The organism is Amycolatopsis sp. NPDC006125, assembly GCF_040614195.1.
In the GTDB taxonomy this organism is placed as follows: Bacteria; Actinomycetota; Actinomycetes; order Mycobacteriales; family Pseudonocardiaceae; genus Amycolatopsis_E; species Amycolatopsis_E tucumanensis.
Genome location: NZ_JBEXTZ010000035.1, coordinates 38,496 through 59,988 on the forward strand (window position 1 = coordinate 38,496; position 21,493 = coordinate 59,988).

Sequence of the window (21,493 nt, forward strand, 5' to 3'; positions counted from 1 at the left end):
GTGTCCGAGCAACACGGGATCTCAAGGGAGAGAAAATCACCATGAGCACGGCCACGGCGGCCAGACGAGCGGGCATCGGGTCGTTCATCGGCTCGACCATCGAATGGTTCGACTTCTACATCTACGGCACCGCGTCGGCGCTGGTCTTCGACGAGGTCTTCTTCCCCGAGCTGGACGGGGCGCTCGGCACGCTGGTGGCGTTCGCGACGTTCTGGGTCGGCTTCCTCGCCCGCCCGCTGGGCGGGGTGATCTTCGGCCACTACGGCGACCGCCTCGGCCGCAAGAAGACACTGGTCATCACGCTGCTGATGATGGGGATCTCGACCACGCTGATCGGCGTCCTGCCCTCCTACGCGCAGATCGGCGTCGCCGCGCCGTTGCTCCTCATCGCGATCCGCATGGTGCAGGGCATCGGCCTCGGCGGGGAGTGGGGCGGCTCCGTCCTCATCGCCTCCGAGCACGCGCCCAAGGGCAAGTCGATCCTCTACGGCGCGTTCGCCCAGCAGGGCTCGCCCGTCGGCAACACCCTGAGCACGGTGTGCTTCCTGGCGATCAGCCAGCTGCCCGACGACGCGTTCACCGCGTGGGGCTGGCGCCTGCCGTTCCTGTTCTCCGCGCTGCTGGTGATCGTCGGCCTGTTCATCCGGCTGCGGGTCGCCGAATCGCCGGCGATGGCGAACCTCATCGAGAGGAAGGAGGTCGCCAAGCTGCCGTTCACCGAGGTGCTCCGCACGCAGCCGCTGCTGATCGTCCTCGGCATCGGCGCCTGCACCATCGGCCTGTCGGCCACCTACTTCAAGTCGACGTTCGCGCTGTCCTGGGCCACCTCGGACCTCAGCTTCGACAAGAGCTCGTTCCTGACGATCATCCTGGTCGCCAACATCACGCAGATCCTGGTGCAGCCGTGGGGCGCGGTGATCGCGACGAAGATGCGCAGCTGGTCCCGCGCCGTGATCGTGATGCTGGTGCCGGAGATCCTGCTGATGCCGCTGATGTTCCTGTTCATCGGCACCGAGAACTACGCGCTCGCGATGATCGGCACCGCGGTCGCGACCGTGCCGCACTGCCTGTACTACGCGGCGCTGGCCGGGATGCTCGCCAGCCGCTTCCCCGCGAACGTGCGCTACACCGGCATCTCCCTGTGCTACCAGCTGTGCGGCACCCTGCTCGGCGGCACCACGCCGATCGTGGGCCAGTTCCTGCTGAACCAGACCGGGTCGATCGTCGCGGTGATCGTGTACGCGGTGTTCCAGGTCGTGCTGACGCTGGGCTGCATGCTCGCGTTGCTGCGCAAGCCCAACTACGACGAGCGCGCCGGCGAGCCGACCGGTGCGCAGGCCGTCGCGGCCTGAGGGGAGTGACTTCGATGCCGGTGGTGGCGAACGGGATCCCGGAGATCCTGGCGCTCGCGGGGCGCGACCTGGGCCGCTCGTCGTGGCGGGAGGTGACGCAGGAGCTGATCGACGCCTACGCCGAGGTGTCCGGGGACCACCAGTGGATCCACACCGACCCCGCCCGCGCGGCGGACGGCCCGTTCGGCCGCACGATCGCCCACGGCTACATGACGCTGAGCTGGGGCATCCCGATGGTCGCCGAGCTGCTCCAGGTCACCGGTGTCGGCATGGCGCTGAACTACGGGGTCAACAAGGTCCGTTTCCCGGCGCCCGTCCCGGTCGGCAGCCGGGTGCGCCTGCACGCCGTGATCGCCGCGGTCGAGGAGGTCGGCCGCGGCGGGGTGCAGGTGACGCGGAACTTCACCTTCGAGATCGAGGGCTTGGCGAAACCGGCCTGCGTGGCGGAATCCCTGACCCGCTACTACCCGTAAGACATATCGCGGGGACATATCGCGGGCGTATCGGAAAGCGCAGACGCCGTGGCAACAGCCTCCCGCCTTGAGTGGAGGTATGGACCACACCCTGCCACTGCCCGCGCCCGCCCGGCGCGTCCGCCGGATCGTGCTCGTCGGCCTCGCGATCGCCGGGGTGGTGATCGCCGCACCCGGGGTGCGGCGGCTGTTCGTGGCCGCCGCGCCGCCGGTTCCGTGGACCACCCTCGGCGAGGCCGACGGCGTCGTCCCGGACGGCGCGCGGGTCTCGGTGTGGGACGAAACCCCGGCGGTGGGCAAGCTCGACGCCGACCTCCTCGACGCGCTGCGGCGTGCGGCGAAGGCCGCCGAAGCGGACGGCGTCCGGCTCCGCGTCAACAGCGGCTGGCGCTCGCCCGAGTACCAGGAGGAGCTGCTGCGGCGCGCGGTCGCCCGGCACGGTTCCCGGCAGGAGGCCGCGCGCTGGGTCGCGACCCCGGAAACGTCGCCGCACGTGGCGGGCGAAGCCGTCGACATCGGCCCGGCCCGCGCCGCGGCGTGGCTGTCCGCGCACGGCGCCGCGTACGGGCTGTGCCAGATCTACCGCAACGAGCCCTGGCACTACGAACTCCGCCCGGACGCGGTGTGCCACGGCTGCCCGCCGATGTACCCGGACCCGTCGGAGGACCCGCGGATGCGGCCGTGATCCGCTCCGGATATGCGGGCGATATGCCGCGCTGCCTACGCTGCCGATATGCGCGTGCTGATCGTGGAGGACGAGCCCTACCTGGCCGAAGCAGTCCGGGACGGCCTGCGGCTGGAAGCGATCGCCGCCGACATCGCCGGTGACGGGGACACCGCGCTGGAGCTGCTCAGCGTCAACTCCTACGACCTCGCGGTCCTCGACCGCGACATCCCCGGCCCCTCCGGCGACGAGATCGCGCGGCACATCATCGCCTCCGGCAGCGGCACCCCGATCCTGATGCTCACCGCCGCCGACCGGATCGACGACAAGGTCTCCGGGTTCGAGCTCGGCGCCGACGACTACCTCACCAAACCGTTCGAGCTGCGGGAACTGGTCCTGCGGCTGCGGGCGCTCGACCGCAGGCGCGCGCACGCCCGGCCGCCGGTCCGCGAGATCGCGGGCCTGCGGGTGGACCCGTTCCGCCGGGAGGTCTACCGCGACGGCCGCTACGTCGCGCTCACCCGTAAGCAGTTCGCCGTGCTGGAAGTCCTCGTCGCGGCCGAAGGCGGGGTGGTGAGCGCCGAGGAGCTGCTGGAGCGGGCCTGGGACGAGAACGCCAACCCGTTCACCAACGCCGTCCGCATCACCGTGTCCGCGCTGCGCAAACGGCTCGGCGAGCCGTGGCTCATCGCCACCGTGCCCGGCGTCGGCTACCGGATCGACACCGGCGGAGACCGTGGATAGGCGTCGCGGGCTGAGCCTGCGGCTGAAACTCACCCTCAGCTACGCCGGGTTCCTCCTGCTCGCCGGCGCGCTGCTGATGGTCTTGCTCTGGGTGCTGCTCGCGCGTTCGTTCCCCGACCGGGCGCCCGGGCCGCCCCGGCGCCCTCCCGGCCTGCTCGCCGTCAGCGGGCCCGCCGCGGCCACCGCGGTGGCCTTCCTGCTGTTCTTCGGCCTGCTCGGCGGATGGGTGCTCGCCGGGCGGATGCTGGCGCCGCTGAACAGGATCACCGACGCGGCGCGGCGGGCGTCCGACGGCTCGCTGTCCCACCGCATCCGCATGGACGGCCCGGACGACGAGTTCCGCGAGCTCGCCGACGTGCTCGACACGATGCTGGAACGGCTCGAATCCCAGGTCACCGAGCAGCAGCGGTTCGCCGCCAACGCCTCGCACGAGCTGCGCACCCCGCTGGCGATCTCGCAGACGCTGCTCGACGTCGCCCGCAAGGACCCGACGTGGGATCGGGACGAGCTCATCGAACGCCTGCACGTCGTCAACACGCGGGCCATCGACCTGACCGAGGCGCTCCTGCTGCTCAGCCGCAGCGACCGGCGCAGCTTCACCCGCGAGCCCGTCGACCTGTCCCTCGTCGCCGAAGAAGCCGCCGAAACACTCCTGCCCCTCGCCGAACGACGCGGGATCAAGCTCGGTGTCGCGGGCGAGGCGGCGCGGGTCACCGGTTCGGCCGAGCTCGTCCTGCGGATGGTGACGAACCTCGTCCAGAATGCGATCGTGCACAACCTCCCGGCCGGCGGCAGCGTGACCGTCCACACCGGACCGGACGGGGACGCGAGCGTGGTGCGGGTGGAGAACACCGGGCCGCCGTTGCCGCCGGACCTGGTGCCGACGCTGACCGAACCCTTCCATCGCGGCACGAAACGCACCCGCACCGGGGAGCACGCGGGGGTCGGCCTCGGGCTCGCCATCGTGGCGAGCATCGTCCGCGCCCACGACGGGACGCTCGAACTCGCTGCCCGGCCGGAGGGCGGGCTCGTCGCCACCGTCCGGCTGCCCCGCTGACCGGTCCGACGGGGAAGGGCTGCGAGGATCGGAGGTGTGATCGAAGTACGCGCTGCCCGCCCGGAGGAGTTCGAGGCCGTGGCCGCGTTGCGGTGGCGGTGGGTGGCCGAGCGGGACGGTCCGCCGCCGGGGGTGGACCGCGGCCGGTTCGTCCGGGAGTTCGCCGTGTGGGCGCGGGAGCACGCGACCACCCACCGGTGCCTCGTCCTGGTGCGGGAGGGTGCGGTGATCGGGATGGGGTTCCTCGCGATCACCCCGCGCGTGCCGGCGCCTCAGTCGTTCTCGCGCACCTCCGGTGACGTGCAGTGCGTGTACGTGGTGCCCGAAGCGCGGGACGCCGGCCTCGGCGGACGGCTCATCGACGGGCTGCTGGAGCTGGCCGTGGAGCTTGGGGTGGAACGGGTGACCGTGCATTCGTCGTCGCGCGCGGTGAGGGCCTGCGAGCGGCACGGTTTCGCCGTTTCGCCGCTGTTGCTCCAGAAGGTGGTGCTTTTCCGACCGCGCCGTTGACCGCGAACAAACTTCACGTTATGGTCCATATCACGTGGTCTAGACCAAAAGTCATCCGGGTTCACCGCAAGGAGCCGACATGACCATCAGACGACGCATCGCGACCATCGCCGCCGGGGCGGCCCTCGCTCCCATCGCCCTCGTGGCCCTCCCGGGCACCGCCAGCGCCCACGGCTACGTCAACTCCCCGCCGAGCAGGCAGGCCCAGTGCGCGCAGGGGATCGTGCCCTGCGGCGACATCAAGTACGAACCGCAGAGCGTGGAAGGCCCGAAGGGGCTGCGCAGCTGCAGCGGCGGCAACACCCGCTTCGCCGAGCTCGACGACGACAGCAAGGGCTGGCGCGCCACCCCGGTCGGCAACACGGTGACCTTCACCTGGAGGCTGACCGCCCAGCACCGCACCAGCACGTGGGAGTACTACATCGGCGGCACCCGCGTCGGGTTCGTCGACGACGGCGGCGCGCAGCCCCCGGCGACCGTCTCGCATCCGGTCGACCTCAGCGGCTTCAGCGGGCGGCAGAAACTCCTGGCGGTGTGGAACATCGCCGACACCGCCAACGCCTTCTACGCCTGCGTGGACCTGCAGATCGGCTGACGGCGCGTCTGTCCACCCCGGACGGTTGCCGCGCACCCGCCCGGGGTGGATCATGGCGGGGTGAACCGCTGGAACCCCGACACCGTCGCGCCGCCCGCCGGGCGCTACAGCCACCTCGCGTCCGTGCCCGAGGGGCACGAGATCGTCTACCTCGCCGGGCAGCTCGGCGTGCGGCCGGACGGCACGCTCGCCGGGCCGGACGCGCGGGCCCAGGGCGAGCAGATCTTCGCCAACATCGAGGCGCTGCTCTCCGCCGCCGGTGGCGGGCCGGAACACCTGGTGAAGCTGCTGACGCTCGTCGGCGGGGTGGAGCACCTTGACGGCTACCGCGCGGCGCAGGCCGAAGCGTTCAAGCTCTGGTTCCCCGGCGACGACTTCCCGGCACAGTCGCTGGCCGTGGTCGCGGCTCTGGCCGCGCCGCAGTACGTCGTCGAGGTCGAGGCGATCGCCGCGATCCCGCGGAAAGGCTGACCCTCAGCCCAGGTCGTTCGCGATCGCCGTCGCCGCCGCCGACAGCGCGCCGACCCAGGTGGGCAGCAGGTCGTGGTCGAACCGGGCCGACGGCAGGGCCACCGACAACGCGGCCGCGGGCTCGGCCCCGGCGGGCCACGGGATCGCCACGCCGACCGCGGTCAGGCCGGTCTCCGTCAGCTGGTCGTTGACCGCGAAGCCGCGCCGCCGCACCAGGCCAAGCTCACGCCGCAGGCGGACGAGGTCCACGTCCGTCCCGGCGTACCGGCGCGTCAGCTCGGCCGGCGGCAGCGCGGCCAGCAGCGCCTTGCCGCCGGACACCTGGTGCGCGGGCAGCGCCCGGCCCGCCCGGTCGCCCACCCGCAGGATCTGGTCGCACTCCACCGACGCCACGAACCGCGTCTCCGTGCCTGCCAGGACCTGCAGGTTCACCGTCTCCCGCACCCGCGCCACCAGCGCGCGCAGGTGGGGCATCGCCGCCTGGCGCAGCAACGCCACCGGCGCGCCGGCCGGATCCGCGGGCCGCAGCACCGGCCCGGCCTGGTAGCGGCGGTCCGGGCCCTGCTCGGCGAAGTCCCGGTACACCAGCATCTGCAGCAGCCGGTGCGCCGTCGAACGGGACACGCCCAGCCGTGCGGCCGCCTCGGACACCCCCATCGGCCCCTCCTGCTGCAGCACCGTGGCCAGGTGGAGCGCGTGGTCGACCGAGTCGATCGCGTAGGACGGCTTGTTCTTCACAGCAGAATTCTAGATCCCTGCTGACAGAACATCGCCTAGCGTCCTCCTCGACCCGCCGTCCCCGAGGAAGGAGTGGCCAGGCGATGACCGCCAACCAGCCCGATCCGTCCCCCGAGCTCGACGAGCTGTACCGGGGGTTCGCGGAGGAACTGCTCGTTCCACTGTGGACCGAGATCGGCGACCTGATGCCGATGAGCCCGTCCCCGGCGATGCGCCCGCACGCCTGGCGTTGGAAGACCCTGCTGCCGCTGGCGGAGAAGGCCGGCGAGCTGGTGCCGGTCGGCCGCGGCGGGGAGCGGCGCGCCATCGCGCTGGCCAACCCGGGCCTCGGCGGCGCGCCGTACGCGACGCCGACCCTGTGGGCCGCGATCCAGTACCTCGGCCCCGGTGAGAACGCGCCCGAGCACCGGCACACCCAGAACGCGTTCCGGTTCGTCGTCGAGGGCGAAGGCGTGTGGACCGTCGTGAACGGCGACCCGGTCGCCATGCGCCGCGGCGACTTCCTGCTCACCCCCGGCTGGCACTTCCACGGCCACCACAACACCGCCAGCGAGCCGATGGCCTGGATCGACGGCCTGGACATCCCGTTCGTGCACTACACCGGCTCGGCGTTCTTCGAGTTCGGCCCCGAGCAGGTGTCCAGCACCGAAACTCCGGAGCGCTCCCGCGCCGAGCGGCTGTGGGCCCACCCCGGCCTGCGCCCGGTGTCGCAGACCGCGCCTGCGGTGAACTCGCCGATCGCCGCCTACCGCTGGGAGCACACCGACGCCGCGCTGACCGACCAGCTCGCGCTGGAGGACGAGGGCCACCCGGGCGTGGTCGAGCCCGGTCACGCCGCGGTCCGCTTCACCAACCCGACCACCGGCGGCGACGTCATGCCGACCATCCGCGCCGAGTTCCACCGGCTGCGCGCCGGCGCCGAGACCGCGCCGCGGCAGGAGGTCGGATCGGCCGTGTGGCAGGTCTTCGACGGCTCCGGCACGGTCCGCGTCGGCGATCAGGAGTGGACCGTCGACCACGGCGACCTGTTCGTCGTGCCGTCCTGGGCCGAGGTGACCCTCGCCGCCGACACGCAGCTGGACCTGTTCCGCTTCAGCGACACCCCGATCTTCGAACGGCTGCACGCCGACCGCGTGCGGGTGGGAGGGCAGCGGTGAAGCTCGCGACCCTGCGCACCGCCGAGGGCACCCGCGCCATCCGAGTCGAGGGTGAGCGCTACGCCGAGCTCGGCGCGCCCGACGTCGGCGCGTTCCTGGCCCAGGAGGACTGGCGCGCCCAGGCCGAGACGGTCACCCCGGAGCGGCCGCTGGCCGGTGCGGACCTCGCCCCGGTCGTGCCGCGCCCGGGCAAGATCCTGTGCGTCGGCCTGAACTACCGCAACCACATCCTGGAGATGGGCCGCGAACTGCCGCGGTACCCGACGCTGTTCGCCAAGTACCCGGAGGCGCTCGTCGGCCCGGCCGACCCGATCGCGCTGCCGCCCGAATCGGACGCGGTGGACTGGGAGGCCGAGCTGGCGCTCGTCGTCGGCGCCACCGTGCGCCGCGCGAGCGAGACCGAGGCGGCCGCGGCGATCGCCGGGTTCAGCGTCCTCAACGACGTCACCACCCGCGACTGGCAGTACCGGTCGCCGATGTGGTTGCAGGGCAAGACCTTCGAGGGCACCACGCCGTTCGGCCCGTACCTGGTGACCCCGGACGAGCTGCCCGGCGGCACCAGGCCCGAGCTGGACCTGAGCTGCGCGGTCGACGGCGAGCAGGTGCAGAAGGCCAACACCGGCGACTTGGTGTTCGACCCGGTCGAGCTGGTCCGCTACGCCTCCACGATCCTCACGTTGCGGCCCGGCGACGTCATCGCCACCGGCACCCCCGGCGGGGTCGGCCACGCGCGGAAACCACCGCGGTACCTGTCCCACGGCGCCCGGCTGGTCACCGAGATCAGCGGACTGGGCAGGCTGGAGAACGTGGCCCGCGATGAGTGACTGGATGGACGACGGCACGCGGCTCGTCCTCCGGGCGGTCGACGAGCTGCCCGACGACGCGTTCGACGCGCCGACGCTGCTGCCCGGATGGACCCGCCGCCACCTCGTGGCGCACCTGCACTACAACGCCGAAGCGCTGCGGCGCCTGCTGAGCTGGGCCCGCACCGGCGTCGAGTCGCGCATGTACGAAAGTGCCGAGCACCGCGCCGCCGAAATCGAGGCGGGGGCGAAGCTGCCCGTGCCCGAACTGCGGCGGCTGGTGCACGGCTCGGCGGACGCGCTGGCGGCCGACGTGGCGGCCCTGCCCGCGGACGCCTGGGCCAACGAGGTGGTCACCGCGCAGGGCCGGACCGTGCCCGCCACCGAGATCGTCTGGATGCGCACCCGCGAGGTCGCCGTGCACGCCGTCGACCTCGACTGCGGCGTCGGGTTCGAGGACCTGCCCGCGGACCTGGTCGAGGCGCTGATCGCCGACGCGCTCCGGCGGCGGACCGCGCAGGGCCACGGCCCCGCCCTCGCGCGCTGGCTCACCGGACGTGCCGAGCAGGCCCCTGAACTCGGCCCCTGGCTGTAGGAGGAAGACATGACCGACACCGATGTCGTGGTGGTCGGCGGCGGGATCGGCGGGCTCGCCAACGCCCTCGCCCTCGCCGCGGCCGGGCAACGGGTCCGGGTGCTGGAGCGGGCCCCGGCGTTCGCCGAGGTGGGCGCCGGGCTGCAGCTGGCCCCCAACGCGACCCGGATCCTGCGTGAGTGGGGTCTGCTGGACGAAGTGGTCGCGCGCGGCGTGCTGCCGCGGCGGCTGGTGCTCAAGGACGCGCTCGACGGCGCCGAGCTGACGTCGATGGACCTCGGGCCGGGGTTCGTCGAACGCTACGGCGCGCCGTACGTGGTGATCCACCGCAGCGACCTGCTGACCATCCTGCACGACGCTTGTGCCGATGCCGGAGTCGAGTTGCTGGCCGATCACAAGGTCGACGACGTCGAGGTGCGGCCCGACGGCGTCCGGCTGCGGGTGGGGGAGCGGGAGTTCGCGGCGGGCGCCGCGCTGGCCGCCGACGGGCTGTGGTCGTCGCTGCGGTCGCGGCTGTCCGGCGACCAGCCGGTGTGCTCCGGGTACGTCGCCTACCGCGGCACCCGCCCGGTGTCCGAGGTGACCGGGCTGGATGCTGATGTGCTGACCGACGTGGTCGTCCACTTCGGACCGAAGTGCCACCTCGTGCAATACCCGTTGCGGGGTGGGGAGTTGCTCAACACGGTCGCGGTGTTCGCCTCGCCCGCCTACGAGCGCGGCGAGACCGAGTGGGGCGGCCCGGAGGAGCTGGACGCGGCGTTCGAGGATACCTGCGACGCGGTGCGGCGCGGGCTGGCGTGGCTGTGGCGGGACCGGCGGTGGCCGATGTACGACCGGCTGCCGGTGCCGCGCTGGGTCGACGGACGGCTGGCGCTGACCGGCGACGCGGCGCACCCGATGCTGCAATACCTCGCGCAGGGGGCGTGCCAGGCGCTGGAAGACGCGCACAGCCTCGCCGGCGAGGTCGCCAAGCAGCAGGCCGCCGCCGCGCTGGACTGGCCGGCCGCGCTCACGGCGTACGAGCAGGCCCGCACGGCGCGGACCGCGCGCGTGCAGTCCAGCGCGCGGGTCTGGGGCGAGCTCTGGCACTGCGACGGCCTGGCCCGGCTGCTGCGCAACCAGTACCTGACCGAACGCCCCCTGGACGACTACCGCTGGACCGACTGGCTCTACCAGCTGTGAGGCGCTGACGGGGCACCTCCGCCGTGCGGGGTGCCCCGCCGGGGCGGTTGCGCCCGCACGGCCCCTGGGGGACGCTGGTCCCCCTGGGAGGAGCGACGATGGGGACGACCTACCTGCACGCGGTGGCCTCGCTGGACGGCTACATCGCCGACGAGAACGACGACGTGGGACCGCTCCACGACTGGTACTTCAACGGCGACCACCCGCTCGTCGACGAGGACCACCCCGACATCCACGGTTCGCCGTTCCGGGTCTCGGCGGCCTCCGCCGAGTACGTCCGCGGCATGTGGTCGCGCCAGAAGGTCCTGGTCGTCGGGCGGCACCAGTTCGACCTGACCAACGGCTGGGAAGGTCATCCGCCCGCGAGCGAGCACGTCGTGGTCGTGTCGCACCGGCCGCGGCCGGAAGGCTGGCACCCGGAGGCGCCCTACCACTTCGCCGGCTCGGTGGAGGAGGGGATCGCGCGAGCGCAGGAACTGGCGGGCGACGGCGAAATCGGGGTGGGCGCGGGCGACGTCGGCGGGCAGGCGCTGGCGCTCGGGCTCATCGACCACGTGGCGATCGACGTCGTGCCGGTCGTCTTCGGCCGGGGGAAGCCGTACTTCGGACCGCTCGCCGGCGGCGACCTCATGCTCGGCGACCCCGAGGTGGTCGTCCAGGGCGACGGCGTGCTGCACCTGCGCCTCCCGGTGCGCCGCGGCTAGCCGGCCGTTGGCCGTCTTCTACAAGGGCGAGTGACCAGGCTCTCACGATCCGCGCGGTCCCGCGTGCGCGCGAGCCGTGGGCATAGTCCCGGGTCAGAGCGGTCCTTTGGAGGGTTCCGACAAAAAACCGCCGTCGGCACGGTGCGGGTGCGACGATCACACTACCGGTGGGTACGCGCGATGCTGGACCAGCGGCCAGGGGAGGCCGCGCAGTCCAACCACCACAACTTGTGAGGCTCGATTCGGTGTTCAGTCGTGTCGCGATCGTCAACCGGGGAGAAGCCGCGATGCGGCTCATCCACGCCGTCGGTGAGCTCAACGCGGAGGGCGGGCCGCGCATCGAAACGGTGGCCCTCTACACCGACGCGGACCGCAACGCCACGTTCGTGCGGGAAGCCGACATCGCCTACAACCTGGGTCCCGCGGCCAACCGCCCCTACCTCGACCTCGCCGTCCTGGAACGCGCGCTGACCGAGACGAAGGCCGACGCCGCCTGGGTCGGCTGGGGCTTCGTCGCCGAGGACCCGGCCTTCGCCGAGCTCTGCGAGAAGATCGGCGTCACCTTCATCGGCCCGAACCCGGAGGCGATGCGCAAGCTGGGGGACAAGATCGGCGCGAAGCTGATCGCCGAAGAGGTGGGCGTGCCGGTCGCGCCGTGGAGCCGCGGCCCGGTCGAGGACCTCGACGCCGCGCTGCGCTCCGCCGAGCAGATCGGCTACCCGCTGATGCTCAAGGCCACCGCAGGCGGTGGCGGCCGCGGCATCCGGGTCATCCACAACGCCGACGAGCTGCGCGACGCCTACGAGCGCACCAGCCAGGAGGCCGCGCGCGCCTTCGGCAGCGGCGTGGTGTTCCTGGAGCGCCTGGTCACCGGCGCCCGGCACGTTGAGGTCCAGGTCATCGCCGACGGCCAGGGCACCGCGTGGGCGCTGGGCGTGCGCGACTGCTCGGTGCAGCGCCGCAACCAGAAGATCATCGAGGAGTCCTCCTCGCCGCTGCTCGCGCCGGACCAGGTGGCCGAGCTGAAGGCGTCCGCCGAGCGGCTGGCCGTCGCGGTCGGCTACCGCGGCGCCGCCACCGTGGAGTTCCTCTACCACCCCGGCGAGAAGCTGTTCGCCTTCCTCGAGGTGAACACCCGCCTGCAGGTCGAGCACCCGATCACCGAGGCCACCACCGGCATGGACCTGGTCAAGGCCCAGCTGCACGTCGCGTCCGGCGGCAAGCTGGAGGGCGCCCCGCCCGCCGAGCTGGGGCACGCCATCGAGGCCCGGCTCAACGCCGAGGACCCCGACCGCGACTTCGCGCCCGCCCCGGGCCGCATCGCGCTGCTCGACCTCCCGGCAGGCCCGGGCATCCGCGTCGACACCGGCGTCAGCGAGGGCGACACCATCCCCGCCGACTTCGACTCGATGATCGCCAAGATCATCGCCTACGGCCGCGACCGCGACGAGGCGCTGTCCCGCCTGCGCCGCGCGATGCGCGAGACCACCGTGCTCATCGAGGGCGGCACCACCAACAAGAGTTTCGTCCTCGACCTGCTCGACCAGCCCGAGGTGATCGACGCCAGCGCAGACACGGGCTGGATCGACCGCGTCCGCGCGCAGGGCCGCCTGGTCTCGCACGCCCACTCCGGCATCGCGCTGGCCGCCGCCGCGATCGAGGCCTACCAGGACGAGAAGCAGGTGGAGCTGCAGCGCCTGCTGTCCACCGCGCACGGTGGCCGCCCCCAGGTGCAGCACGAGGTGGGCCGCCCGATCGACCTCAAGCTGCGCGGCGCGACCTACCGGCTGACCGTCGCCGAAACCGGGCCGGGCCGCTACCGGATCGGGTTCGTCACCGGCGACGACGTGCAGACCGTCGACGCCGAGCTGGAGCGCTACGACTCCCACACCGGCCAGATCCACGTCAACGGCCGCCGCTTCCGCCTGGTGACCGGCACGCACGGGCCGATCCACCTGGTCGAGGTCGACGGCGTCACGCACCGGATCAGCCGCGACGAGGGCGGCGTGGTCCGCTCGCCTGCCCCGGCCCTGGTGGTCGCCACGCCGCTCGCCGTCGGCGACGAGGTCGAGGCCGGCGCACCCGTGCTGGTGCTGGAGTCCATGAAGATGGAGACCGTCCTGCGCGCGCCGTTCAAGGCGCTGCTCAAGGAGTCGATGGTCTCCGTCGGCAGCCAGGTCGAAACCGGGGCCGCACTGCTGCGCCTGGAACCGTTGGCCGAGGATGCCGACGCGGCCCCGGAGACCGCCGGGGTGGACTTGGACCTGCCGTCCGAGCCGGACGGGCTGGCCGCGGCCCACCGCGTCGAGCGGGGCCTGGCCGACCTGCGCAGCATGCTGCTCGGGTTCGACGTCGACCCGCGCGACGGCGGCCGCACCCTGGCCCGGTACCTGGCCGCGCGCGCCGAACTGCCGCAGCGGCCGCTGGAGGCCGAGACCGCGCTGCTGGAGGTCTTCGCCGACCTGTCCGAGCTGTCCCGCAACAAGCCGGACGGCGAGGAGACCAAGGCCGAGACGCGGGTGCACAGCCCGCGCGAGCACTTCCACACCTACCTGCAGAGCCTGGACGCCGAGCGCGCCGGGCTGTCGGAGAACTTCCAGGGCCGGCTGACCCGCGTGCTGAGCCACTACGGCGTCGACGGGCTCGATCGCACGCCCGAGCTGGAGGAGGCGGTCTTCCGCATCTTCCTCGCCCAGTCGCGCGCGGCCTCCGACGTCGCCGTGATCACCGCGCTGCTGCAGCAGTGGCTCACCGAGGCCCCGCCGCACAACGGGCTCCGGCAGACCGTCGGCCAGGCGCTGGAGCACCTGATCCGCGCCACCCAGCTGCGGTTCCCGGTGGTCGGCGACCTCGCCCGCAGCCTGGTGTTCCGCTGGTTCGCCCAGCCGCTGCTGCGCCGCACCCGCGCCGAGGTCTACACGAAGGTGCGCCGCCACCTCAGCTACCTCGACGCCAACCCGGAGGCGCCCGACCGCGAGCAGCGCATCGCTGAGATGGTCGCCAGCCCCGAACCGCTGGTGCGGCTGCTCGGCCAGCGCATCGGACGGCCCGGCCTGGACCCCGGCCCGCTGCTGGAGGTCCTCAGCCGCCGCTACTACCGCGAGCACGGCCTGGAGGGCGTGGAGACCGGCACCGCGGGCGGGCACGCGTTCGTCACCGCCGGGTACGACCTGGACGGCCAGCGGCAGCGGCTCATCGCGACCGTCGCCGACTTCGACGACCTGGCCGACGCGGTGCGCACGGTCGCCGACGTCGCGGCGAAGGCCGAGCCCGGCGCGCTGGTCGCCGACATCTACCTGACCTGGACCGGCCAGCCCGCCGACGCGGACCTGATGGCCGCGGAGCTGCGCGAGGTGCTGTCCCGCGTCGCGCTGCCGGGCAACCTGCGCCGCGTCACCACGACGGTCGCCGGGCGCAGCGGATCGGCGATGCACCACCACTTCACGTTCCGGCCGTCGTCGGCGGGCCTGGCCGAGGAGCGGCTGATCCGCGGCCTGCACCCGCTGATCGGTCAGCGGCTGCAGCTGCGGCGCCTGCAGAACTTCGACCTCACGCGGCTGCCGTCGGCCGACGAGGACGTCTACCTGCTGCGCTGCGTCGCACCGAAGAACCCGTCCGACGAGCGCCTGGTGGCGATGGCGCAGGTCCGCGACCTGACTCCGCTGCGCGACGACGAGGGCCGCATCCTGGCCCTGCCCGCGGTCGAGGGCGCGCTCGGCGCGTGCCTGGACGCGATCCGCAAGGTGCAGGCCCAGCGCCCGGCCAAGAAACGGCTCGACACCAACCGGATCTTCCTCTACGTGTGGCCGCCCAGCGACCTCACCGCCGAGGACCTGAACACGGTCGCGCAGCGCGTGGTGCCAACCACCGCGGGCGCCGGTGTCGAGGAGGTGCTGTTCCTCGGCCGCCAGCGCGACAAGGAGACCGGCGAGCTGCGGCCGATCGCGGTGCGGGTGACCTACGACGTCGCCACCGGTGTCCGGCTGACCATCACCGACCCGCCGACCGAGCTGATCCAGCCGCTGGACGACTACGGCCAGAAGGTGCTGCGCGCGCGACGCCGCGGCACGGTCTACCCGTACGAGCTGACCGGCATGCTGGCCGGGGATGGCGGCTCGTTCACCGAGTACGACCTCGACGACTCCGGCGCGCTGGTGCCGGTCGAGCGCGAGCGGGGCCTGAACAAGGCCGGGATCGTCGCCGGCGTGGCGACCACGCCGACCGAGCGGTACCCGGAGGGCGTGACCCGCGTGGTGCTGCTCGGCGACCCGACGAAGGCGCTGGGCGCGCTGTCCGAACCGGAGTGCGCCCGCGTGATCGCCGCGCTGGACCTCGCGGAGCGGTTGCGGGTCCCGGTCGAGTGGTACGCGCTGTCCGCCGGCGCGCGGATCGCGATGGACTCCGGCACCGAGAACATGGACTGGATCGCCGCGGCCCTGCGCCGCATCGTCCAGTTCACCCAGGACGGCGGCGAGATCAACATCGTGGTCGCAGGCATCAACGTGGGCGCGCAGCCGTACTGGAACGCCGAAGCCACGATGCTCATGCACACCAAGGGCATCCTGGTGATGACGCCGGACTCGGCGATGGTGCTGACCGGAAAGCAGTCGCTGGACTTCTCCGGTGGTGTGTCGGCCGAGGACAACTTCGGCATCGGCGGGTACGACCGCGTGATGGGGCCGAACGGGCAGGCGCAGTACTGGGCGCCGAACCTCGGCGCCGCGCACGGCGTGCTGATGACCCACTACGACCACACGTACGTGCTGCCGGGCGAGAACGGCCCGCGCCGGGCGACCACGACCGACCCGGTCGACCGGGACGTGTGCGACTACCCGCACGCGATCGTCGGGTCCGACTTCACCACGGTGGGCCAGATCTTCTCGCGGGAGACCAACCCGGACCGCAAGAAGCCGTTCGACATCCGCACCGTGATGCGCGCGCTGGCCGACCAGGACCACGCGATCCTGGAACGCTGGGCAGGCATGGCGGACGCGGAGACCGCGGTCGTGCAGGACGTGCACCTCGGCGGGATCCCGGTGTGCCTGCTGGGCATCGAGTCGCGGTCGGTGCCGCGGCGCGGGTTCCCGCCCACCGACGGCCCGGACACCTACACCGCCGGCACGTTGTTCCCGCGCTCGTCGAAGAAGGCGGCGCGCGCGATCAACGCGGCGAGCGGCAACCGGCCGCTGGTGGTGCTGGCGAACCTGTCCGGTTTCGACGGTTCCCCGGAGTCGATGCGCAAGCTCCAGCTGGAGTACGGCGCGGAGATCGGGCGGGCGATCGTGAACTTCCGCGGGCCCATCGTGTTCTGCGTCATCTCGCGCTACCACGGCGGGGCGTTCGTGGTGTTCTCGAAGACGCTGAACCCGAACATGACGGTGCTCGCCGTGGACGGCTCGTACGCGTCCGTGCTGGGTGGTGCCCCCGCGGCGGCCGTGGTGTTCGCGCAGGAGGTCAACGCCCGCACGGCGAACGACCCGCGGGTGTCGGAGCTGGAGGCGCGGATCGCGTCGGCGGACAGCGCTTCGCGGGCCGCGCTGGTGACGCAGCTGGCGGACGTCCGGGCGTCCGTGCGGGCCGAGAAGCTGGGCGAGGTGGCCGCCGAGTTCGACGGGGTGCACTCGATCCAGCGGGCGCAGCGCGTCGGCTCGGTCGACGCGATCATCCGCCCGGAGGAGCTGCGGCCACAGATCATCGCGGCGGTGGAGCGGGGTCTGGCGCGCGCTTGATGCCGGGGGCGCCCGGCGTTGGCTGGGCGCCCCTTCGGTTTTTCGACGCTGGCCGGGCGCCTCTGCGGCTTCGGCGTTGGCTGGGTGCCCCTTCGGCTTCGGCGAGGTTGCTGGCGGCGGTGCCGCCCTCAGGTTCCCTACGCAGCACGAGCCGCGCACCGCGCGGGCGGCCGCCGTCTCCAGGGTTTCCTCTCGCAGGTGCTGCCCCAGCGCACGAGCCGCCGGGGTGGCGTCAGATTCCCGCGTGGCGGTTGCGGGCCACGGCGCGCAGCACGCGCCGTGCGGCGCGCTCCGGGGAGCCGTCCCCGGCCACGATCACGTTCAGGCCGGGGAAGTCCCGTCGCAGGCGGGCGGCTTCCGCGGGGTCGTGCAGCACGAGCTGCCCACCCTCGCCGCGGGCGGCCATCCGCGCCGCGAAGTCCCGCGCCGTGCCCCGGCTGTCCACCACTACGTCCGGCACGTCCGGCCCGTCGCCGCGCACCTCGGCTCCGGCCCCCGCGAACGCCGCGGCCGCCGCCCGAGCGAACCGGCTCTCCCCGGTGATCACCACCAGGTAGCCGTCGAATCTGGCTGTCCGCCTTTCCGGTGCCCTCGCAGCGGAACCGACCAGCTCCGCGCGCCGCAGTGCCCGGCTTTCCGGTGCCCCCGCGACGGAATCCACCGGCTCGGCCCCGCCTGACCGTGCACGCCGCAACCCCCGGCTCTCCGGTGCGCCCGCGGCGGAATCCGCTACCTCGGTCCCGGCCGCTCGCGCCCACCTTTCCGGCGCTCTGTCGGCGGAATCCACCGGCTTGGCCCCGCCTGACCGCGCGCGACGCCGCGCCCTGCTCTCCGATGCCCCGTCGGCGGAATCCGCCGCCTCAATCCCGCCAGCCCGCGCCCCATCGGCGGAATCCACCACCTCGGCCCCGCCCGCACGCGCGCGCCGCAGCCCCCGGCTCTCCGGCGCTCCCTCGGCGAAATCCACCAGCTCGGCCGCGCACCGCGCGATCACGTCCGGCCTCTCGCGCGGGATCCAGTGCCCGCCGGGCAACCGGCGCACCCACAGCCGCGGCGCCCACCGCGCCACGTCCGTCTGCAGCGCGGGCGTCACGTACGGATCACCCAGCGGCGCGAGCACCTGCACCGGCACCTCCGCGGGCCGCGGCCGCGGGCGCGACAGCCGTATGCCGACGTTCGCCCGGTACAGCTCCAGCCCGTGCACGGCGTCCGCCACCGCCGGGCGGCCCGCCGCGCTGCCCGAAAGCCGCCGCAGCACCCGGCGGCCCACCCCGGACCGCCAACTCAGTTCAGGAACCAGCGGGATCTGGAAGAACACGATGTAGGTCGAGTGCACCAGCTGCCGCAGCGCGGGCCCCCACCCCGACGGCCGCCGCAACCGCGTGCGGAACCAGTGCCCGGCGTGGTCGAGCGACGGCCCGGAGATCGACGTGAACGACGCGATCCGCCCGCGCAGCCGGTCCCCGGTCACCGCGTGCCAGCTCTGGATCGACCCCCAGTCGTGCGCGACGAGGTGCGCCGGGCGGTCCGGGCTGACCTCGTCGAGCACGGCGGCCAAGTCCTCGGTCAGCCGATCGAGCGCGTACCCGTCGCGCCGCGGCGGCCGGTCCGACTCGCCCGCGCCGCGGACGTCGTAGGTGACCACGTGGAACCGTTCCGCGAGCCGGGCCGCCACACCGTCCCAAACGGACCGGTCGTCGGGGTAGCCGTGCACGCACACCACGGTCGGCGCGGCCGGATCACCGGCTTCCGCGACCGCGATGCGCGTGCCGTCCCGGGACACCACTCGCCGGACCACGCCGCCTCCTCGCTGAAGCTATTACCCGAAGTAACAGTTACTGCGATGAGCATCGGCGGCCGGGCGAGCCTTGTCAAGCGCCGCGGTCTGGTCCAGTCCACACGCGTGAGTGACGCACCAAGGGTGGATGCCCTGCGCGGCAACGGAATTCGCGACGTCCGCCGTGACGGATCGGTTTCGCGGGGCCGACCAGCGGGAGTTCGCCTGTCACGTCGCCACGCCGTGATCGCAACGTGTCCTGCGTCACATCTGCGTGCCGGATTTGCCCCAGCCGTCCCGGGCACCCGGTCCGCGGAGCCGCAGAGGTTCCGGCCCGGAATCCGTTGATACGAAGGGAATTCAGAACAATGAACGTTCGTCGCTTCGCGATCGCCAGCCTGCTGGCCATCCCGCTGTCGTTCGGTGCCGCGGGCATCGCGTCGGCTGACAGCTACGGCGACTCCGCCGCGTCCGCCGGCCCGGACGGCGCCGCGATCTCCAGCACCGGCTCGGTCGCGGGCCACCACTACGGCTACGACGACGACGGCTACGGTCACGGTCACGGCTGGGGCTACGCGGGCTACTACGACGCCAACCTGTCGGCAGGCCCGGAGGGGGCGGGTGGCGACTACACCGTTTCCGGCACCAACGGCCACACCTCCTTCTACGGCGAGGGCTGCCAGTGGGCGGGCCCGGAGGGCGCGCACTCGAGTGAAACCTGGTCGGTCGCGGGTCACCACCACCACGACCACGACTGGGACGACGACGAGGACGAGGGCGACGACGACTGACGTCGCCCGCACCGCCTCTCTCCCTGACGGTGACCCCCGGTCCGGCCGGGGGTCACCGTTTCCCGGTGTCCGGGGTCAGGTCGTGGCGCACCGCGAGGATCGCCAGGTGCACGCGGCTGGGGCTGCCGGTCTTGTCCATCAGGTTCGCCACGTGCGTCTTGACCGTGGTGACGCCGACGTGCATCCGCGCGGCGATGTCCGCATTGGACAGTCCCATCCCGACCAGCCCGAGCACCTCCCGCTCGCGCGGGGTCAGTGGCAGGTCCGGCCGTTCCGCCCTGGACCGCACCGCCTGCCCGACCAGGCGCCGCAGCACGTCGTCGCTGAACGGGCTGCCGCCCGCGGCCGCCCGGCGGATGCCGTCGAGCAGCTCGGCGGGCGTGGCGTCCTTCGCCAGGAACCCGCACGCGCCCGCGGCCAGCGCCGGGTACAGGTGCTCGTCGTCGTCGAAGGTCGTCAGCACCACGATCCGCGTCGCGGGCCGTTCGCCCAGGATCGTCTTCGTCGCGGTGATCCCGTCCGTGCCGGGCATCCGCAGGTCCATCAGCACCACGTCCGGCTTGACCCGGCCGGCCAGCCGGATCGCCTCACCGCCGTGCGGCGCCTCGCCGACGACCTCGATGTCCGGTGTGGACTCGCACAGCATGCGCAGGCCGGCGCGGACGAGCTGCTGGTCGTCGACGAGCAGGGTGCGGATCACGGGACCTCCGAATCGACCGGGGCGGACGTCTCCGCCGGGATCAGCGCACGCACTCGCCAGCCGTCGCCGTGCGGGCCCGCGTCGAGGGTGCCGCCGACCAGGTCGACGCGTTCCCGCAGGCCCACCAGCCCGTAGCCCGGCTCGCCGCCGCCGTCCCGCGCGCCACCCGTGTCGGTGACCTCGATCAGCACCTGCCCGCCGCCGGCGTCCACCCGCACGCTCGCCCGCGCGCCGGGGCCCGCGTGCTTGGCGACGTTGGTCAGGCTCTCCTGCACCAGCCGCAGCACGGCCAGGCCGCGCAGCGAGTCGAGTGCCGCGATGGCGGGGTCGACGTGGCAGTCGATCGCCAGCCCGGCCTGCCTGCTGCGCCCGATCACCGACTCCACCGCGGCGGGCAGCGAGGCGGTCTCGATGAGCACGCCGTGGTCGCGCACGCTGGCCGGGTCGCGCAGCGCGGACACCAGCTCCCGCAGGTCCGCCAGGGTCCGGGTGGCCGAGGCGTGCACGTCGTCGAGCACCTCGCCCACCCGCGGATCCAGGTCCGGCACCACGGCCCGCGCCACGCCGACCCGCAGCGCCATCGACGCGACGTGGTGGGCGACCAGGTCGTGCAGCTCGCGGGCGATCTCGGTGCGCTCGGTGAGGCGGGCGCCGCGCGCGGCCAGTTCCCGGCGCGCCTCGGCCTCCGCGGCCCGCGCGCTCGCCTGCGCCACCGCCCGCACCCCGGCCCGCAGGTAGGCGCCGAGCAGAAGCGGGCCGCCGACGACCGTGAGGACCCGATAGCCGACGGCGAGCACGCCGGTCAGCACGTGGTCGTAGGTGCCGAGCACGAAGTACACCGCGGTGAGAACCCCGGCGCCGGCCAGGGCTTCGCGCATCGGGCGGCGGATGGCCAGCTCGAACACCGCGACGCTGGCCAGCACCTTCACCGCCACCGGTGTGGCGTCGGCCCACTGGTGCGCGGCCAGGATGAGCAGGGACTCCACCCCCGCGACCGCCAGCGGCCACACGCCGCCCGCGAGGAACACCCCGGCCGCGGCGAACACGACCACCCAGTCCGCCGGCGTCGGCTCCGGCCGCTGCACCAGCAGCAGGTAGCCGGGGCCGATCACGAGCGGCAGCAGACGCGCGGGCCCGAACCGGTCGCCGACCGCCCGCCCAACCCACGCCAGAAGCACAGAACCGACACTAACGGGCGGGCGCACCGGGCGGCTCCTCCCTGGGAAGGAGGTTCCGCCGGTTTCGGATGGCTGGTGCGCGGGGTGGTGGCGGTCGGGTGGTTGGGCCGGGTGGTTCCGCTGGGGGAGGAGGGTTCGGCTGGGGCTGGGTGGCTGTTGGGCTGAGGTTGGTGTGCGGTGGTTGGGCCGGGTGGTTCCGCTGGGGGAGGAGGGTTCGGCTGGGGCTGGGTGGCTGTTGGGCTGAGGTTGGTGTGCGGCGGTTGGGCCGGGTGG

19 protein-coding genes are annotated in these 21,493 nt (G+C 73.0%); 15 read left to right on the forward strand and 4 right to left on the reverse strand.

Annotation, left to right across the window (positions count from 1 at the left end; genetic code table 11):
* Positions 1-41: 41 nt before the first annotated feature.
* From ABZ193_RS19505 to ABZ193_RS19540, 8 genes are all read left to right on the forward strand, one after another.
* Positions 42-1,352: an MFS transporter gene (locus ABZ193_RS19505; protein WP_354710879.1), complete on the forward strand. Its 1,311-nt coding sequence runs from the start codon at positions 42-44 to the stop codon at positions 1,350-1,352.
* Between the two features lie 14 nt (positions 1,353-1,366).
* Positions 1,367-1,825 carry a MaoC family dehydratase gene (locus ABZ193_RS19510; protein ID WP_354710881.1) on the forward strand — a complete coding sequence of 153 codons (459 nt, stop codon included), beginning with the start codon at positions 1,367-1,369 and terminating at the stop codon, positions 1,823-1,825.
* A 79-nt stretch (positions 1,826-1,904) separates the two neighbouring features.
* Positions 1,905-2,510 (forward strand): M15 family metallopeptidase, encoded by a 606-nt coding sequence (locus tag ABZ193_RS19515; protein ID WP_354710883.1) that lies wholly within the window; start codon positions 1,905-1,907, stop codon positions 2,508-2,510.
* A 48-nt stretch (positions 2,511-2,558) separates the two neighbouring features.
* Positions 2,559-3,233, forward strand: coding sequence for a response regulator transcription factor (locus ABZ193_RS19520; protein ID WP_020421332.1), 675 nt, complete (start codon positions 2,559-2,561; stop codon positions 3,231-3,233).
* Positions 3,226-4,290 (forward strand): HAMP domain-containing sensor histidine kinase, encoded by a 1,065-nt coding sequence (locus tag ABZ193_RS19525; RefSeq protein ID WP_354710884.1) that lies wholly within the window; start codon positions 3,226-3,228, stop codon positions 4,288-4,290. Before ABZ193_RS19520 ends, ABZ193_RS19525 begins: the two co-directional genes overlap by 8 nt.
* A 36-nt stretch (positions 4,291-4,326) precedes the next feature.
* Complete coding sequence (locus ABZ193_RS19530; protein ID WP_354710885.1) at positions 4,327-4,800, forward strand: GNAT family N-acetyltransferase; 474 nt, start codon at positions 4,327-4,329, stop codon at positions 4,798-4,800.
* 79 nt (positions 4,801-4,879) lie between these two features.
* Positions 4,880-5,395 (forward strand): lytic polysaccharide monooxygenase auxiliary activity family 9 protein, encoded by a 516-nt coding sequence (locus tag ABZ193_RS19535; RefSeq protein ID WP_020421329.1) that lies wholly within the window; start codon positions 4,880-4,882, stop codon positions 5,393-5,395.
* 60 nt (positions 5,396-5,455) lie between these two features.
* On the forward strand, positions 5,456-5,866 hold the full coding sequence (locus ABZ193_RS19540) for a RidA family protein (RefSeq protein ID WP_354710888.1): 411 nt from the start codon (positions 5,456-5,458) through the stop codon (positions 5,864-5,866).
* 3 nt (positions 5,867-5,869) lie between these two features.
* Here the strand turns inward: ABZ193_RS19540 and ABZ193_RS19545 are convergent, their stop codons facing one another.
* Positions 5,870-6,604 (reverse strand): IclR family transcriptional regulator, encoded by a 735-nt coding sequence (locus ABZ193_RS19545; protein WP_237337149.1) that lies wholly within the window; start codon positions 6,602-6,604, stop codon positions 5,870-5,872.
* A gap of 83 nt (positions 6,605-6,687) precedes the next feature.
* Here ABZ193_RS19545 and ABZ193_RS19550 point away from each other — a divergent pair, with 83 nt between their 5' ends.
* From ABZ193_RS19550 to ABZ193_RS19575, 6 genes are all read left to right on the forward strand, one after another.
* Positions 6,688-7,761 (forward strand): cupin domain-containing protein, encoded by a 1,074-nt coding sequence (locus ABZ193_RS19550; RefSeq protein WP_237337148.1) that lies wholly within the window; start codon positions 6,688-6,690, stop codon positions 7,759-7,761.
* Positions 7,758-8,585 (forward strand): fumarylacetoacetate hydrolase family protein, encoded by an 828-nt coding sequence (locus ABZ193_RS19555; RefSeq protein WP_020421325.1) that lies wholly within the window; start codon positions 7,758-7,760, stop codon positions 8,583-8,585. Before ABZ193_RS19550 ends, ABZ193_RS19555 begins: the two co-directional genes overlap by 4 nt.
* A complete protein-coding gene (locus ABZ193_RS19560) occupies positions 8,578-9,159 on the forward strand; it encodes a maleylpyruvate isomerase family mycothiol-dependent enzyme (RefSeq protein ID WP_235716250.1) in 582 nt (193 codons plus the stop codon). The genes ABZ193_RS19555 and ABZ193_RS19560 overlap by 8 nt, the downstream gene beginning before the upstream one ends.
* A 9-nt stretch (positions 9,160-9,168) precedes the next feature.
* The gene (locus tag ABZ193_RS19565) at positions 9,169-10,341 is read left to right on the forward strand and encodes an FAD-dependent monooxygenase (protein ID WP_020421323.1); all 1,173 of its coding nucleotides are present in this window, start codon (positions 9,169-9,171) and stop codon (positions 10,339-10,341) included.
* 98 nt (positions 10,342-10,439) lie between these two features.
* Complete coding sequence (locus ABZ193_RS19570; RefSeq protein WP_020421322.1) at positions 10,440-11,045, forward strand: dihydrofolate reductase; 606 nt, start codon at positions 10,440-10,442, stop codon at positions 11,043-11,045.
* A 245-nt stretch (positions 11,046-11,290) separates the two neighbouring features.
* Positions 11,291-16,774 carry a carboxyl transferase domain-containing protein gene (locus tag ABZ193_RS19575; RefSeq protein WP_354710889.1) on the forward strand — a complete coding sequence of 1,828 codons (5,484 nt, stop codon included), beginning with the start codon at positions 11,291-11,293 and terminating at the stop codon, positions 16,772-16,774.
* Positions 16,775-17,006: 232 nt separating this feature from the next.
* Here ABZ193_RS19575 and ABZ193_RS19580 read toward each other — a convergent pair whose 3' ends face one another.
* Positions 17,007-18,560 carry an alpha/beta fold hydrolase gene (locus tag ABZ193_RS19580; protein WP_354710909.1) on the reverse strand — a complete coding sequence of 518 codons (1,554 nt, stop codon included), beginning with the start codon at positions 18,558-18,560 and terminating at the stop codon, positions 17,007-17,009.
* Positions 18,561-18,919: 359 nt separating this feature from the next.
* Between ABZ193_RS19580 and ABZ193_RS19585 the strand changes: the two genes are divergently transcribed.
* Entirely contained in the window at positions 18,920-19,342 is a 423-nt protein-coding gene (locus tag ABZ193_RS19585; RefSeq protein WP_020421319.1) for a hypothetical protein, read from the forward strand.
* Between the two features lie 52 nt (positions 19,343-19,394).
* On the opposite strand, the gene ABZ193_RS19590 is transcribed toward ABZ193_RS19585, so the two are convergent.
* On the reverse strand, positions 19,395-20,042 hold the full coding sequence (locus tag ABZ193_RS19590; RefSeq protein ID WP_020421318.1) for a response regulator transcription factor: 648 nt from the start codon (positions 20,040-20,042) through the stop codon (positions 19,395-19,397).
* A complete protein-coding gene (locus ABZ193_RS19595) occupies positions 20,039-21,220 on the reverse strand; it encodes a histidine kinase (RefSeq protein WP_354710891.1) in 1,182 nt (393 codons plus the stop codon). Before ABZ193_RS19595 ends, ABZ193_RS19590 begins: the two co-directional genes overlap by 4 nt.
* Positions 21,221-21,493: the final 273 nt, after the last annotated feature.